Annotated in this window: 14 protein-coding genes and 2 pseudogenes; 13 read left to right on the top strand and 3 right to left on the bottom strand. The window is 72.9% G+C overall.

Annotation, left to right across the window (positions count from 1 at the left end; all coding sequences use genetic code 11):
- Window positions 1-26: 26 nt before the first annotated feature.
- The 4 genes from BLS99_RS01070 to BLS99_RS01055 all read left to right on the top strand — a co-directional run bounded on the left by BLS99_RS01070 (window position 27) and on the right by BLS99_RS01055 (window position 3035).
- Window positions 27-1217 carry an MFS transporter gene (locus BLS99_RS01070; protein ID WP_176953153.1) on the top strand — a complete coding sequence of 397 codons (1191 nt, stop codon included), beginning with the start codon at window positions 27-29 and terminating at the stop codon, window positions 1215-1217.
- Between the two features lie 81 nt (window positions 1218-1298).
- Window positions 1299-1703: a nuclear transport factor 2 family protein gene (locus BLS99_RS01065; protein WP_091042034.1), complete on the top strand. Its 405-nt coding sequence runs from the start codon at window positions 1299-1301 to the stop codon at window positions 1701-1703.
- 150 nt (window positions 1704-1853) lie between these two features.
- Window positions 1854-2597: a hypothetical protein gene (locus tag BLS99_RS01060; RefSeq protein ID WP_091042029.1), complete on the top strand. Its 744-nt coding sequence runs from the start codon at window positions 1854-1856 to the stop codon at window positions 2595-2597.
- Between the two features lie 84 nt (window positions 2598-2681).
- Window positions 2682-3035, top strand: a complete 354-nt coding sequence (locus BLS99_RS01055; RefSeq protein ID WP_091042024.1) for a hypothetical protein — start codon at window positions 2682-2684, stop codon at window positions 3033-3035.
- Window positions 3036-3057: 22 nt separating this feature from the next.
- On the opposite strand, the gene BLS99_RS01050 is transcribed toward BLS99_RS01055, so the two are convergent.
- Both BLS99_RS01050 and BLS99_RS01045 read right to left on the bottom strand, forming a co-directional pair.
- The gene (locus BLS99_RS01050) at window positions 3058-4203 is read right to left on the bottom strand and encodes a DUF1648 domain-containing protein (RefSeq protein WP_091042020.1); all 1146 of its coding nucleotides are present in this window, start codon (window positions 4201-4203) and stop codon (window positions 3058-3060) included.
- A gap of 137 nt (window positions 4204-4340) precedes the next feature.
- Window positions 4341-4727 (bottom strand): annotated as a pseudogene (locus BLS99_RS01045) (GntR family transcriptional regulator); the annotation flags it as partial.
- A gap of 100 nt (window positions 4728-4827) precedes the next feature.
- On the opposite strand from BLS99_RS01045, the pseudogene BLS99_RS01040 reads away from it, so the two are divergent.
- From BLS99_RS01040 to BLS99_RS01000, 9 genes and pseudogenes are all read left to right on the top strand, one after another.
- Window positions 4828-5490 (top strand): annotated as a pseudogene (locus BLS99_RS01040) (ABC transporter ATP-binding protein); the annotation flags it as partial.
- Between the two features lie 47 nt (window positions 5491-5537).
- Window positions 5538-6329: an ABC transporter permease gene (locus BLS99_RS01035; protein ID WP_091042010.1), complete on the top strand. Its 792-nt coding sequence runs from the start codon at window positions 5538-5540 to the stop codon at window positions 6327-6329.
- Between the two features lie 75 nt (window positions 6330-6404).
- The gene (locus BLS99_RS01030; protein ID WP_218126145.1) at window positions 6405-6836 is read left to right on the top strand and encodes a hypothetical protein; all 432 of its coding nucleotides are present in this window, start codon (window positions 6405-6407) and stop codon (window positions 6834-6836) included.
- 123 nt (window positions 6837-6959) lie between these two features.
- Window positions 6960-7994 carry an ArsR/SmtB family transcription factor gene (locus BLS99_RS01025; RefSeq protein ID WP_245712157.1) on the top strand — a complete coding sequence of 345 codons (1035 nt, stop codon included), beginning with the start codon at window positions 6960-6962 and terminating at the stop codon, window positions 7992-7994.
- Window positions 7995-8071: 77 nt separating this feature from the next.
- Window positions 8072-8923, top strand: a complete 852-nt coding sequence (locus BLS99_RS01020) for an aldo/keto reductase (protein WP_091042006.1) — start codon at window positions 8072-8074, stop codon at window positions 8921-8923.
- A 105-nt stretch (window positions 8924-9028) separates the two neighbouring features.
- Complete coding sequence (locus BLS99_RS01015; RefSeq protein ID WP_218126142.1) at window positions 9029-10270, top strand: MFS transporter; 1242 nt, start codon at window positions 9029-9031, stop codon at window positions 10268-10270.
- 66 nt (window positions 10271-10336) lie between these two features.
- Window positions 10337-11083, top strand: coding sequence for a DUF899 family protein (locus BLS99_RS01010; RefSeq protein ID WP_091042001.1), 747 nt, complete (start codon window positions 10337-10339; stop codon window positions 11081-11083).
- A gap of 27 nt (window positions 11084-11110) precedes the next feature.
- On the top strand, window positions 11111-12361 hold the full coding sequence (locus BLS99_RS01005; RefSeq protein ID WP_091041998.1) for an MFS transporter: 1251 nt from the start codon (window positions 11111-11113) through the stop codon (window positions 12359-12361).
- A gap of 90 nt (window positions 12362-12451) precedes the next feature.
- Window positions 12452-12973 carry a GNAT family N-acetyltransferase gene (locus BLS99_RS01000; RefSeq protein WP_218126140.1) on the top strand — a complete coding sequence of 174 codons (522 nt, stop codon included), beginning with the start codon at window positions 12452-12454 and terminating at the stop codon, window positions 12971-12973.
- 16 nt (window positions 12974-12989) lie between these two features.
- On the opposite strand, the gene BLS99_RS00995 is transcribed toward BLS99_RS01000, so the two are convergent.
- A complete protein-coding gene (locus BLS99_RS00995) occupies window positions 12990-14996 on the bottom strand; it encodes a right-handed parallel beta-helix repeat-containing protein (RefSeq protein ID WP_091041994.1) in 2007 nt (668 codons plus the stop codon).
- Window positions 14997-15084: the final 88 nt, after the last annotated feature.

Raw genomic sequence — 15084 nt, 5'->3', positions numbered from 1 at the left:
ATAAATCGCCACCACTGGAGGCCCCCGTGAACGACGCCGAGACCCGAGACCGCACCGCCGCCCCGCGCGTCGCCGCCGGATGGCTCGCGGCCCTCGCCGCCCCGGGCGCCTTCGGCCTGACCGGCCCGACGATCGTGCTCCCGCAGATCGCCGACGGGCTCGGCGTCGACGTCGCCACCGCCACCTGGCTCGCCACCGTCAACGGCCTGGGCGTCGCAATCGGCGCGCCCCTCGCGGCGGCGCTCATCGCCGGCCGCGGCGTGCGCTTCACCCTGATCCTCAACGCGCTCTTGATGACCGCCGGAACACTGCTCGTGGCCGTCGCGCCCGGCCTCGAAACCGCCCTCGCCGGACGCGCCCTCCAGGCCCTCGGCAGCGCCGGACTCATCGCCGTCGCCATGAACCTCGCAGGGACGGCCGGGCGCATGGGCCTCATCGCCGCGTCCCTCGCCACCGTCGCCTCCGTGGGCGCCCTCGTCGGCTCCCTCGCCACCGACTGGATCTCCTGGCGCGTCGCCCTCATGCTCCCCGCGCTCGCCCTGATCGGGCTGATCGGCGTCCTCGGCACCTCCGGCCCGGCCCGCGGCCCGGCGCGGCCCTTCGACGTCCCGGGCCTGCTTTACGTCCTCGCGCTGGGCACCGCCCTCACGTTCCTCCCCAGCCGCCCGCTGCCCTCGCTCATCGCCGCCGCGGTCCTCGCGGTCCTGCTCGCCCTCCACGTGCGCCGCAGGCCCGAGGGCTTCCTCCCGCACTCGCTGCTGCGCGACCGCCGCTTCACCGTCTACTGTGGACTCATCCTCGTCCTCGGCACGAGCTACTTCGCGCTGCTCTACGTGGTGCCCAGCCGCCTGGACCACGGCACCGCCTGGAACGCGGGCACGATCGGCCTGGCGGCCATGGCGGTCCAGCTCGTCGCCGCCGCGCTCGCGTTCGGCCTCGCCGCCACCGCATCCCGGCTCGGCCGCGCCGCCACCGTGGGCGTACTCATCGCGTTCGGCGCCGCCGCCCCGCTCCTGGCGTTCGCGGCGGGGCCGACGCCCGCGCTCGCGGCCCTCGGCGCCGCGCTCATCGCCGCCGCGGGCGGCCAGGGCATCCTCATCGCCTTCGCCACCGCCCGGACCGACCCGCGCGACACGCCGCTCGCCATCGGGCTGTTCAACCTCTGCTACCAGCTCGGCGGCGCCTTCGGCCCCGCACTGCTGCCACTGCTCACCTGATCCGCGCGTTCCGTTCAAGACCGGCGGGCCCGAGACCGGTACGGTCGGCTCCGACCGGCCCGCCGACCCGAGAGGACCCGCATGACCTCCGCAACGCCCACCGAGACCGTCCAGCGCCTCTTCCCCCTGCTCGCGGCGGGGAAGACCGCCGAAGCCGCGGCGCTGTTCGCCGCGACGGTCGACTTCTCGATCCCGCACCCGCCCGGTATCCCCTGGGTGCCCGAGGTCGACTCCGCCGCGGGGATGCGCACGTTCTTCGAGCTCCTCGGCGAGCACGTGCGGGCCAAGGAATTCGACGTCCGCCAGGTCGTGGCCGAGGGCGACGACGTGGTCATGTTCGGCCGCATGCGATCCGAGGTTCGGAGGACCGGCCGCGACATCGACACCGCGTTCGCGCTCCACACCACCGTCCAGGACGGCCGCATCACCCGCTACCACCTCTACGAGGACACCCGCGCCGTCGCCGAGGCGTACTTCACCGACTGAATCCGGCGCTCCGAGCCCATTTGCCGTTGTCGGAAACCGAGAAAATCACCGGCGAAACCGGACACCACCGCAGCCGGCGTTGTAGCAGCCCTACAGGAAACACGCGAAACCAGGAGCGGACCGGTTGCGCATGGACTCGATACTGCCCCCATGACCACCGCACTCGACACCCGCGCCCCGCTCCTGCGGCGCCGTCCCGAAGCCCTCGGCGGCCCGCTCGCGGCCGTCCTGCTCGCCGTCGCCCTCCTGCTGACCGGCTCTCCCGTCGCGATGATCCCGTACCTCCTCGCCATGGCGGTCGCGATCGCCACGGCGATGATCTCGGGCAGCGCCGTGGTCAGGACCCTGTCCTGGCTGGTGTTCCTGGCGGCCTGGATCGCCGGCCTCGTCGTCTACCTCGACCACGCGATGCAGGCGGACCGCACCGGCTGGACCGTGCCGCTCGCCGAAAGCCTGGTCTGGGTCTGGCTCGCGACGCCCGCGGTGCTCTTCCTGCTCGTCTGCTGGAAGTCGCCGCGCCCGCGGTTCGACACCGTCCTCATCGAGGTGATCCTGCTGCTCATCATCGGGACCCTGTTGGGGGCGAAGACCCCCGGCTACATCGAGGGCGCCCCCGAACCCGGCACCGTCCCCGTCGAGGCGATCCTGATCCACCTGGGCGCCGCGGCGTACTTCGGCTTCGCGGCCTGGCTGGTGCCGACGCGTCGGATCTTCTACGGCTCGGTCGCCCTGACGGGGATCGTCATCGCCGCCGCGGTGCTCTTCACCGGCGACAGGCTGACGAACCACACCTTGTTCCCGGCGCTGGCGCTGGGGATCCCGCTCATCGGCCTGCTGCTCCAGATCACCGAATGGCTCCGCCGCCGGAGCCGTCCCGGCCGCGGGCGAACATGACCATGTCGACTCGCCGGCCTGGTCCAACCATGCCGCACCGGCGGGGCGCGGCGCCGATAGAGTCCGCTCCGAGAGGGGTGGGACATGGACGAGTCGACCGATGCGGCGATCGCCGCGGGGTTCCGGCCGGTGCTGGCGCTCGTGGAGGAGTGCGAGCGGCTGGGGGAGCTGCTGGACCGGCTGGAGCACGCGACTGATCCGGCGGAGCTGGCGGAGCGGGACGCGGCCGGGGAGCGGTTCGCGTTCCTCAACGAGGAGATCTGCCGCGCCACTGCCAAGGCCCTCAAGGAGATCGGCCTGTGGCACGGCGCGGCGATGATCGACGCGGGGCTCGCGATCCCGAACGAGGTCTGGGAGGACCTGGTCGAGCAGTACCCGCCGTATCCGCCGGCCGCGCCCGTCATCGAACTCGAGCCGCGCCGGTCTTGGAGGGCCTGACCCGGTTCCAGAGCCGCGACGCTCAGAGCCGTCGCGTCTCCGGCAGGTCGATGACCCCTGCGGCGCCCAGCACGACGGCCGCGAGGATCGCCGCCGCGAGCAGGATCCCGGTCGTCCGTCCGACGGGGTGGCCGAGGTTGAGCGTCCACTGGGAGCCGCCGACGCGCTGGTGGACGAGGACCGCCGGGTCGTCGCCGTTGGCGTAGACGAGGCCGCCGAGGTGCCAGTGCCGGTCGTCGTCGCGCTGGACCAGGCCGGTGTCCTCGTCCTCCTCGTCGGGCGCCGCAGGGAGGCGGTGCCCGCCGGTGCCCACGCGCAGCTCGAACCGCACGGCGAAGACCGCGGCGACGACGAGCGGCGTGAAGACCGCGACCGTGGTGAGGACGGTCGCCGGCAGGATCTCCCACAGCCGCAAGGCGATCCCCGCGAGCGTCAGGTTCGCGCAGACGGCGGTGACGAGGCCGAGGTGCACCAGGGCCTGGAGGTAGGCCCGGTAGCGGCGCGCGGTGGCCGCGGGGCGCGCGGCGTCGATGTCCGGGCGTGAGCGCACGATCGCGACGAGCACGAGCCAGGTCGCGGCGGTGAGCGCGACCTGGGCGAGGACGGGGTTGGCGGCGGTCCAGAAGCCGGTGGGCACGCGCGGGCCGCCGTCCATCGTCGCCCCGTCCATGCCCGGCAGGGAATCCGGGAGCGACCCCGCCCGCAGGAGTCCGATCGCGACAGTGGCCGCGACGACCGCGAGCGCGGGGGCGAGACCGGTCCACGGGACGCGGACCGGATCGGTGCGGAACGTCAGGTCGGCGATGACGCCCTGCCGGGTCCCGGCGTACCAGTCGCCGTCCGCTTTCGCGGCGCGCACGGCGCGCCCCGCGAGCGCGTAGACGGCGAGGTCGGCCGCGACGAGGACGGTCGCGCCCGTGCCCAGTGCGGCGACCGGATCGGTGAAGCGCCCCGCCAGGAACGTCAGTGCGGCGAGCCCGATACCGAGGACGATCACGTTGCGGCCGTAGCGGTCGCGGATAGCCGTGAGGGCGGGGTCGGCGGCCCGGTCGGGCGGGACGGCGACGCCGAAGACGTACCGGGCCCGGGTGAGGGCCGGGACGGCCCACCAGGCGGTGGTGACCGTCGCGAAGAGGGCGAGCAGCAGGGCGGTGTCGGCGAGGTTCACGTGAGGCTCCGATCGGAGACGACGGGGTCGGAGGTGGACTGGTCGGGTGCGGCGCGTTCTGAGGCGGCACGGCCAGGGGTGGCGCGGCCAGAGGCGGCATGACCGGATGCGGCACGTTCGGAGGCGGTGCCCTCGGAGGCATTGCGGCCGAACGAGTTGAGTACACGGCCCGAGCGGTGCAGGACCTCGTCGGCGTCGAGGCCGTGGGCGACGGCCTCGGCCAGCAGGATGCGCAGGCGCTCCTCCCAGGCGTCGGCCATGCCGGGTTCGGGCGGGCCCGACCGCGGGTCGCGGCGCACGACCGCGCCGCTCTTGCGGTTGACCCGGATGAACCCCTCGCGCCGGAGCAGGTCGTACGCCTTGCTGACGGTGTGGAAGTTGATCGCGAGGTCGCCGCCGAGCTGCCGCGTCGAGGGCAGCGGGTCCTCGGCGGTGAGGTCGCCTTCGGCGATGGCCGTGACGATCTGGTCCCGGATCTGCTGGTAGATCGGGACCTCGCTGTCAACGTCGAGCGTCATTCGCATGCCGTCATTCTATCTGATATACATGAGCTATAACAGATACATAAGCCATTCGAAGCAGACCAATCTCAGAAGACCAGACCAAGAAGATCGGAGCACCGGCATGCACCCGCCCCACCGCCTCGAGATCCGGGGACTCACCAAGCGCTTCGGCCCCGTCGCCGCCGTCACCGACGCGACCTTCGCGGTCGAACCCGGCCGCGTTACGGGCTTTCTGGGCCCCAACGGCTCCGGCAAGACCACCACCCTGCGGATGCTGCTCGGCCTGGTCCGGCCCGACGCCGGAGACGCCCGCATAGGCGGCCGCGCCTACCGCGACCTGCCTGACCCCGCCCGCACCGTCGGCGCCGCCCTGGAGGCCAAGGGCCTCCATCCCGCCCGCACCGGCCGCGACCACCTGCGCGTCTACGCCGCCTTCATCGGCTGCCCCGACTCGCGGATCGACGAGGTCCTGGCCCTCACCGGCATCGCCGACGCCGCCCACCGCCGCGCCGGCGGCTACTCCACCGGCATGCGCCAGCGCCTCAACCTCGCCACCGCGCTGCTCGGAGACCCGCCCGTGCTCGTCCTCGACGAGCCCACGAACGGCCTCGACCCCGCCGGCATCGCCTGGCTGCGCGGCCTCCTGCGCGACCTCGCCGCCGAGGGCCGCACCGTCCTGGTCGCCAGCCACGTCCTGTCCGAGGCCGAGCGGCTGGTGGACGACGTCGCGGTCATGCACCGCGGCCGCATCGCCGCCACCGGCCCCCTCGCCGACTTCACCCGCCAAGGCGCCCTTGAGGACGCCTTCCTCGACCTGACCGGAGCGACCGCATGAACCTCGTCCGCGCCGAACTGCGCCGCCTGCTCACCACCCCGCTGTGGAAGTGGGGCCCGGCCGCCGCGCTCCTCTCGGGCGGCGGGCTCACCGCCCTCTGCGTCCTCATCGGACCCGAGCACTTCGACCCGCCCATGCCGGGCGTCGCCACCGACGCCGGCGCCCGCCTGGTGCTCAGCATGATCGGACTCACGGTCCTGGTCCCGGCCCTGTTCGGGGCGCTCGCCGTGACCTCGGAGTACCGGCACGGGACGATCGCCTACACGTTCCTGTTCGCACCCCGCCGCCACCGGGTGCTCGCCGCCAAGCTCGCGGCGTACGCCCTCGCGGGCGCGGTCTACGGAACGCTGGTCGCGCTCGCGGCGGCCGCGGGCCTGTACGGGACGGCGGCGCTCAAGGGCGTCGAGGTCGGCATCGGGGCCGGGACCGCGGCCGGGCTCCTGACCGGGCTCGCCGCGGCGATGGCCGCCTACACGGTCATCGGCGTCGGTGTCGGTGCGCTGCTGCGCAACCAGACCGCGACCCTGCTGGTCCTCGGCGCCTACCTGTACATGGTGGAGCACGTGCTCGCGATCATCCCCGGGTTCAGCCTCGCGTACCCGTTCCTGCCCGGCGGCGCGACCGCGGCGCTCACCGAGTCGAGCCTGATGAGCGCGGCCGCCGTCGAGGTGACCGGGAGGGCGACCGCGCTCCTGCCCCCGCTCCTCGGCGCGGCGGTGCTCCTCGCGTACGCGCTGGCCGCTGCGGCCGCGGCGGTCCTGGCCCCGATGCGGCGCGACGTCGCCTGAACCGTCCGCAGGCGAGCGTGCGGCCCCGTTCCGGGCCGTCGGAGCGGTCCGCTGATACCGGATAGGCTCGGTACCGTGGCCGCTCCCGAACCGTCATCGCCCGCACCGGATCTGCCGCTGCTCGACGAGCACCGGATCGCCATCGACGCGCCGCGCGACCGGGTCTGGGCCGGGCTGTGCCGGTGGTCCGACACGCTCGGTATCGGGGACCGGCACCCGCTGGGCCTCCTGCTCGGCACGCAGCCGCGGCGAGGGTTCGAACGGGTCGAGCTGGTCCCGGAACGGGTCCTCGGATTCGCAGGGCGGCACCGGTTCTCGCGGTACCGGTTGACGTTCGAACTGGCCGAGATCACGCCGGTGCGGACCCAGGTGACCGCGCGCAGCAACGCCGAATTCCCCCGGCTGCGCGGGCGCGCCTACCACGCCCTCGTCGTCGGATCGGGCGCCCACGTCGTCTCGGTGAGGCGGATGCTGAACAGCATCCGCCGCGAGTCCCTCAAGGACTGATCCACGCCGGCCGAGCGTGTCCGGCAGCCGTCTTCCGGCACCTCATCGGATTCGCGTGTGCGCGAATCCGGACTGCTCAACCTCGGGTGGTGTGTGAGACTCGAAGGCGTGCTTCGCTTGACGGTGTCGACCCGGGACGTATCCCAGGTGCGGATGGCGTTCTCCCCGCTCTGGGAGGTCGTCGCGAGCCTGCGAGCGCTCCACGCGCCCGCATCGCATGCGGTGCACCTCCCGTGGGTCAAACGGGCCCGGCGGCAGATCCGCGAAGCAGCCCTCGACCTCGAACCGCTCACCGCGCTGGCGTGCGCGCATCCGCACCGGCTGCCCGGGTTCCTGGCTCCCACGCCCACGACACCGACCCCCGACCTGCGAACCGAGCTCGCGGACCTCCGCGACTCCGCCACACTCGACCCTGCCGCCCTCGACCCCGCCGCTCTCGACCTTGCCGCAGCTGACTCTGCGGGCCTCAACACCCTCGATCTCGACGAACCTCCGTTCGCCGATTCGACCGCGCCGATCGTCCGCGAGCTGCGGTCCGACCCGGCCGCAGGGCTGGCCCGGATCTGCCGGACCATCGAGCGGTACTGGGCGCTCGTCCTCGAACCGCACTGGCCGCGGATGCGGAGCCTGCTGGAAGCCGACGTCCTCTACCGGGCCCGCCAGTTCGCCGACGGCGGCGCCGGCCGACTCCTGAACGGCCTCGACGCCACCGTCGCATGGGAGGACGGGGTGCTCACGATCGAGCACGGCGGCGTCAGCGACGAGCGCCGCCTCGACGGGCGCGGCCTCGTCCTCGTGCCCTCGGTGTTCGTCTGGCCGCGGGTCGCCACGAAGACCGATCGGCGCTGGCAGCCCGTCCTGCGCTACCCGGCGCGCGGCGTCGGCACGCTCTGGGAGCGGGGGAGTGCGACCACCCTCCACGCGCTCGCGGCCGTGATCGGCAGGTCCCGCGCCCGGCTGCTCGCCGAGCTCTCGGCACCGGTCTCCACCACCGACCTCGCCGCCCGCACCGGCATGTCCCCGGCGGGCGTCTCCGCGCACCTCACCGCACTGCGCGACGCGGGCCTGGTCACCGCCACCAGGATCGGCCGCTCCGTGCTGTACGTGCGGACCACCCTCGGCGACGACCTCCTCCCACCGGACGCGACGGGACGCTGAAGGCGTCGGAACACCACGAGGATTCGCCCAGGAGCGAATCCGTCGCGCGGGCCGCCCTACCCCGCGAAGCTGAGGCCATGATTCGCGACGACCGCCAACACGTCAGCACTCCCGCGGCCACGGTCGCCCTCGGCGACCGGCGGGTCCGCCGCATCGGGCTCGGGGCGATGCACCTGTCCGGCGACACTCCCTGGGAGGCCCCGCCCGATCGCGCCAAGGCGATCGCCCTGCTGCGGCGCGCCGTCGCGGCCGGGGTCGAGCTGATCGACACCGCCGACAGCTACGGGCTCGGGCACAACGAGGAGCTGATCGCCGAAGCGCTGCATCCGTACCCGCGCGAACTGCTCGTCGCCACCAAGGCCGGGCAGTCGCGCCCCGGCGGCGCCTGGGTCCCGCTCGGGCGCCCGGAGTATCTGAAGCAGCAGGTCGAACTGAGCCTGCGGCGGCTGCGCGTCGACCGGCTCGACCTCTTCCAGCTCCACAGGATCGACCCGAAGGTGCCGTTCGAGGACCAGATCGGGGCCCTCAACGAACTCGCCGAGCAGGGGAAGGTCGCGATGGTCGGCCTCTCGCAGGTCACGGTCGAACAGCTCGCCGCCGCCCGCGAACTCGTCGACGTGGTGTCGGTGCAGAACAAGTACTCGATCTCGGACCGCCGCGACGACGCCGTGGTCGCCGCCTGCGAAGCGGCCTCGATCGCGTTCCTGCCGTGGCGGCCCCTCGCGATCGCGCCGGGCGACGCACCCCGGCTGGACGCCGTCGCGGCCGACCTCGGCGCGACCAGGCACGAGGTCGCGCTGGCCTGGCTCCTGCACCGCTCACCGGCGGTGCTCCCGATTCCCGGCACCGTCGATCCCGGGCACCTGCTCGCGAACGTGCGCTCGGCCGCGATCACCCTCACCGCCGACCATCTGCGCTCGCTCGCATGACCGCGGCAGGCCGCCCGACCAGCTGATGCAACCAAAGGTTGCAATTGAGCGGGGAGTGTGGCAGGGTTATGTGCAACCAAAGGTTGCATATTTTCGGAGGTTGCGATGTTCGATACGCAGAGCCGTTCACGAGTGGCGATCGCCCTTGGCGCGCTGTTCACGGGGACGCTGGTGATGGGATGCGCCGAGATGCTCGTCATGGGCATGCTCGATTTGATGGCCGCGGACCTCGCCGTCCCGGTCTCGGCAGTGGGTGCGCTGGTGACGGCGAACGCCCTCGGGATCGCCGTCGGCGGCCCGCTGCTGACGTTCCTGACCGCGCGCCTCGACCGGCGCCCAGTGCTGCTGGCCGCGCTCGCGGCCTTCACCGCGCTCAACCTGCTCCCCGCCCTCGGCGCCGGCCTGGAGGCGTTCATCGCCGCCAGGCTCGCGATCGGCGCGGTCGAGGGGCTGTTCATCGCCGCCGCCATCACCACCGCGACCTCGATCGTGCCCCGGGACCGGGCCGGCCGGGCGATGGCGGTCGTGATCTCCGGCTTCGCCGTCTCCGGCGCGGTCGGCATGCCCCTGGGCCGGCTCCTCGGCGAGGCCGTCGGCTGGCGCGTGTCGTTCCTCGCCGTCGTCCTGGCCGCCGCCGCCGTGCTCCTGACCGCCTGGATCCTGGTGCCCCGGGTGCCGGCCGAGAGCGGGGTCGGGATGCTCGGCCAGCTCCGGTTCGCGCTCGCCCCGAGCGTCCTGGCGGTGCTCGCGGTCGGCGTGCTGCTGTTCGCGGGCGTCTCGGCGACGCTGACCTACCTCGTCCCGTTCCTGGAAGGCACCGCCGGGATCTCCGGACCCTGGATCGGGGCATGCCTGATGGGCTACGGCATCGCCGCCGCGGTCGGGTCGCTCGGCGGCGGCAGGTTCGCCGACACCGGCGCCGCACGCGCCCTGGCCGTCGGCGCCGTCGGCGTCGCGGCGGCGCTCGTGGCGATGGTCCTGTGGGGAGCGAACCCGCTCGCCGCCGTGCTCGCGGTGCTCGCGCTCGCCATGTGCAGCGCGGGCGTCACCAGCCCCTGGCAGCACCGCGTCGAACACCTCGCCGGCCCCGGCGCGATCCTCGCCGCCTCCCTCCCCGCGTCCGCCGCGAACCTCGGCGACGCCATCGGCGCCTTCACCGGCGGGCGCGCGATCGACACCGCCGGCGTCCCCGCGGCGATCATCGCGGGCGCGGTCCTCGCCGCCGTCGCCATCGCCGCCGCGATCGCCAGCCGCACCCTGCGCCCCGCGCACGCTGCGGCCGCGGCCGCGGCCGCGGCCGCGGCCGCAGCCCCGGCCCCGGAACCCGAACCCGCCACCGTCCGCTGACGTCCGACGAACAGGACGCACAGCGGTCTAGACAGGACTGAAGACAACCACGAGGAGGACCGTCCGATGCATCTCGAGAACGCACCCGAACCCGCCGTCACCGACCGCGCCGCCTTCGAAGCGCGCCTGGCCGAACTGCGCGTCCAGGAAAAGGCCCACACCCGGGCCGGCGACCGGCTCGCCGCCGCCAGGCGGCGCCTGCCGGTGGTCGAAGTCGACGCCCGGACCCCGGTGACCGGCCCAGACGGCCCGGTCCCGCTGATCGACACGTTCGAAGGCCGCAGCCAGCTCATCACCTACTACTTCATGTGGCACCCCGGCCATCCCGCGGCCGAGCAGTGCGAGGGCTGCACCTGGAACAACACCCAGGTGGACGAGCTGTCCTACGTCCACTCCAGGGACATCACGTACGCCGTGTTCTGCCAGGGCCCGTACGAGGAGAGCAAGCGGTACCACGAGTTCATGGGCTGGAAGATGCCCTGGTACTCCGCGCAGCCCTCGCTCGATACCCTTCTGGAGGGACGGCGCATCGGGTCGATGCACGTGGTCTGCTACCTCCAGCGCGACGGCCGCGTCTACGAGACCTACTGGACCACCTCGCGCGGCGTCGAGGCGGTCGACATCAACTACCGGCTCATGGACCTCACCGTCTACGGCCGGCAGGAGCCCTGGGAGGATTCACCCGAAGGCTGGCCGCAGACCCACGGGCCCACCCCCGAGACCCCGGACGTCCACCCGTTCCGCTCCGACGGGCGCCCCATCGCCCATTGGTCGCGCATCCGCGCCGGACGCTCCGACGACCTCACCACCTGAGCCCCGAGCGGGCGGGAAGCGAAGGACATGACCGACCGGACCGCGCCGCTGCGCAACCGCAGGTTCCTCACCGTCATCGGCGGTGAGGGACTGTCGATGACCGGGGACGCGGCGTTCGCGGTCTCGCTCGCCTGGCTGGTGCTCCAGTCGACCGGATCGGCCGGAGCCCTCACCGGCGTGCTCCTGGCGCAGACCCTCCCCAGAGGCGCGCTGCTGCTCATCGGCGGCTCCGTCACCGACCGCCTCAGCCCGCGGACGGTGATGATCGCCTGCCACCTCCTGCGCGCGGCGGCCGCGGCCGCCGTCGCCGGGCTGGTGCTCGCCGAGAGCTGGGAACTGTGGCACCTGTACGCGCTCGCGGTGGTCATGGGGGTCGCGGGCGCGTTCTTCACTCCCGCAGCGGAATCGGTGGTCCCGCAGCTCATCCCGCCCGCCCACTACGCCCGCGGCAACGCGATCCAGAGCGTCACCGAGCAGGTGTCCTTCCTGGTCGGCCCCCTCGCCGGCGGCCTCCTCACCACCGCGTACGGCGCGGGGATCGCGATCGGCGCCAACGCCGTCACCTTCGCCGCCGCGGCCCTGACCTGCCTGGCCATCCCCGGTCACCAGGACGAGCCCACCGCGCCGGCCTCCCTGCTCCGACACCTCACCGAGGGGCTGCGGTACGCGTGGAAGTCGCCCAGCATGCGCGTGGTCCTCCTGGTCGTCTCGGCCGCGACCCTGAGCTACTCCGGCCTCTTCGCCATCGGCCTGCCCGTCCTCGCCCGGTCCCTCGGCGACAGTGCGCTCGGGCTCTCGATCCTGATCTCCGCGTGGGGCGCCGGCCAACTCATCGGCGCACTCGCCGCCGCCGTCACCGGCCTCCCCAGACGGTGGGGAGTGCTCATCATCGGCATGACCCTCGCCGAGGGCGCCGTCTTCATCCTCCTGGGCCAGGTCGGCGGCATCTGGTGGGCCGCATCGCTTCTGCTCGTGCTCGGCATCGGCGTCGCCTACAGCTCCGACGTCGCCCTGCCCACCTTCATCCAGACGACCACCCCGCACCACCTGCTCGCCCGGGTCAACTCCATCCTCGCGTTCACCCGCACCGTCTTCGAACCCCTCTCGATCGCGATGCTCGGCCTCGTCCTGCAGCACTCGATCCCCTGGGGCTTCGCGGCGGCGGCCCTCCCCGTCCTCCTCGTTGGAGCCCTCCTCCTCACCGGCCCGAACGCCCGCGCCCTCTCCACCACCGGTGCCGATCAGCGCCGAGCATCCGCGGAGAGCGCGGCGGTCTGAGCATTCGAGAAGGGAGCCCGGCGAAGACCAAGCGGCAGCGGACGGCATCCCGCGTCGCGTCCCGGGGGAGGCGGCGAGCATGATTCGCAGGTGATCACGATCAGACCCGTACGTTCGAGCGACGCCGCCGCGATCGCCGCACTGAGGCTCGCGAACCGGGAGTACCTGACCCCCTGGGAGCCGGCGCGCTCGGACGAGCAATTCACCGAGGAGGGCGTCGCCGGCACCCTCGCCACCGCGATCGCCGACGCCCAGGCCGGGACCGGGCGCTCCCACGTCATCCTCGACGGCGAGCGGATCGTCGGCCAGATGATGCTCAACTCGGTCATCCGGGGCGCGTTCCAGTCGTGCAGCCTCGGCTACTGGGTGGCCGAGTCCGAGGCCGGGCGCGGCGTGGCGACCGAGGCGGTCCGGCTCGCGAAGGCGGTCGCCTTCGGCGAACTCGGACTGCACCGCGTCCAGGGCGAGACCCTGGCCCACAACCTCGGCTCGCAGAAGGTGCTGGAGCGCAACGGCTTCGTACGCTACGGCCTGGCCCCCCAGTACCTGAAGATCGCGGACCGCTGGCAGGACCACGTGCTGTACCAGGCCCTCAATCCCGACATGGCGTGACCGGGGGAGCGGGTCCTCAGGCGCGGCGGCCCGGGGCCGGTGCGAGGAGCGTTCGGTAAGTCGGGGCCCCGGCCGCGAAGGGGCCCGGAATCGTCTCGCCGCGCGGGAGGCCCGTGAAGTCCCTGCTCAGGTCCAGATCGGAGCCGTCGGGATCGGTGTAGCCCATCTCGGCGTGGTAGCTCGTGCCGAGGCGCGCGGTCGTCACCGTGGCGACGGTCGCGACGGCGCCGGCCGTCTCGACCCGGACCGTGCCGGCCGCGGCGTCGACCACCTCGACACGCACCGGTGACGTGGCCGCGACACGGGGCTCGGGCTCCGCGCGGAACGGCTCGGCGCCCTCCGCGTACAGGTTGCCCTCGGCCCGGACGGGCAGGCGCGGCCCGGCCAGCGCGCTGCCGTCCCCATCGCTCGGGTACTCCTCCGGCGTCGGGTACGCGTCGTACTGCGACGTGCCCACGGGGGTCGGCACGAAGGTGGCCTGGCCGGGCACGCCGTCGATGTCGATGGCGCCGTTCCAGAAGCTCGCGAGGGCCGGCTCCGCCTGCGACTCGGACCGTTCGCCGTCGCCGACGAAGACGTTGTTGAAGAACCGGTCGTCGCCGCCGAGGATGTTCGAGACGCCGTAGACGGCCGTGGAGTGCGGCAGGTGGTACGGGGTGTACCGCTGGTGCTCGGTGCAGTTCGCGATGCGGCCCGCGAAGTAGTTGTGCACGTAGGCGCCGCCGGAGGACATGTCCTTGACCGCCCACGGCGACAGGAACAGGTTCGCGTCCACCAGGTACGGGCCGTGGCAGACCTCGACCATGAAGTCCTCGGCGGTGGAGGCGTAGAAGACGTTGCGCCGCACCAGGGTCCCTTGGGCCTGCCAGTCGAGCCACAGGGCCCGGTGCGTGTGGTGGATGGTGTTCCCGCTGATGACGGTGTCGATGGCGGCGTGCAGTTTGATGCCCGCGACCTCGGCGCCGTGCCACTGGCGCTTCACGTGGATGCCGGAGATGTGGTTGTCGGCGATGGTCGAGAACGCCGCGCCGAGGTGGCCGACGATCCCGGCCTGCTCGCAGTCCCGGATCCGGTTGCGGCGCACCGTGTGGGAGCCGACGTGGTCCCGGTGCCAGGGGTGCGGTTCGCCGGCGTCGGGACCGCGCAGCGCGAGGGCCCGCTGGATCACCTCGCGTTCGCGCTGCGTGCCTCCCTTGGCCTTGGGACCCGCGGCGGCCTCGTTCTGCCCGGTGACGGCCTCCTTGCCCAGGGAGATCCCGACGTTCTTCGAGTCGGTGATCGTGTTGTCCTCGATCACCCAGCCCTTGGACCAGTGCGGGCCGATCAGGCCCTCTTGGAGGGCGGTGGGCGGCGCCCACTGCGTGGCGGCCTTCGTCAGGGTGAAGCCGCGAACCGTGATGTGGTCGATCCCGGTGGCCTCGGGCCAGAACACGAACTTGCGGGCGTTGACCTCGATCTCGTGGTCGGCCGGGTCGGCGCCGCCGAAGTTGGCCCAGATCGTCGTGGCGTCGTCGCCCGCCTCGCAGTACCAGGTCAGCAGGGAGCCCTCGGGGTCGAACGAGTCCTCGGTGACCACGGGACGCTCGACGCCGCCGAGGGTCAGCGACTCGTACATGGACTTGCCGTCGAGGTACACCTCGCCGGTGTGCCAGGTGTTGACCTGGTCGAAGAACCAGTCCCCGCCGATGCGCTCGGTGTACGGGTTGCGGTCCCCGAACACGGCGTTCGGCACCGTCGCCACCCAGACCCCCGCGGAGTGCGGACGCCAGTCGCCGACCGGTTCGGCGCCGGTGATCGTGACCGCCTCGTAGAGGCCGTCCGCATCAGGCGCGGCCTGGTACGTGATCGGCGCGTCGGCCGTACCGCCGCGGGGCGGGTTCACCCACTCCCGGTACACGCCCTCGTGCACGAGAACGCTGTCACCCGGCCGCGCCAGCGCCGCGGCCGCACCGATGCTGAGCAGGGGGTCCTCGGCGGTGCCGGCTGCGCTATCGGACCCGGACTTCGCGACGTGTAGCTCCACGCGGCATACCCTAGCCCTCGCCCGTACGGCTGTACGCAGCCCTCCCGCCGGTCAGTACTCGGCGTAGACCTCGATCAGGTTGCCCTCG

The sequence above is a fragment of the Glycomyces sambucus genome, assembly GCF_900102815.1.
GTDB classification, from domain to species: Bacteria; Actinomycetota; Actinomycetes; order Mycobacteriales; family Micromonosporaceae; genus Glycomyces; species Glycomyces sambucus.
This window is presented reverse-complemented; position numbering and strand designations above follow the sequence as displayed.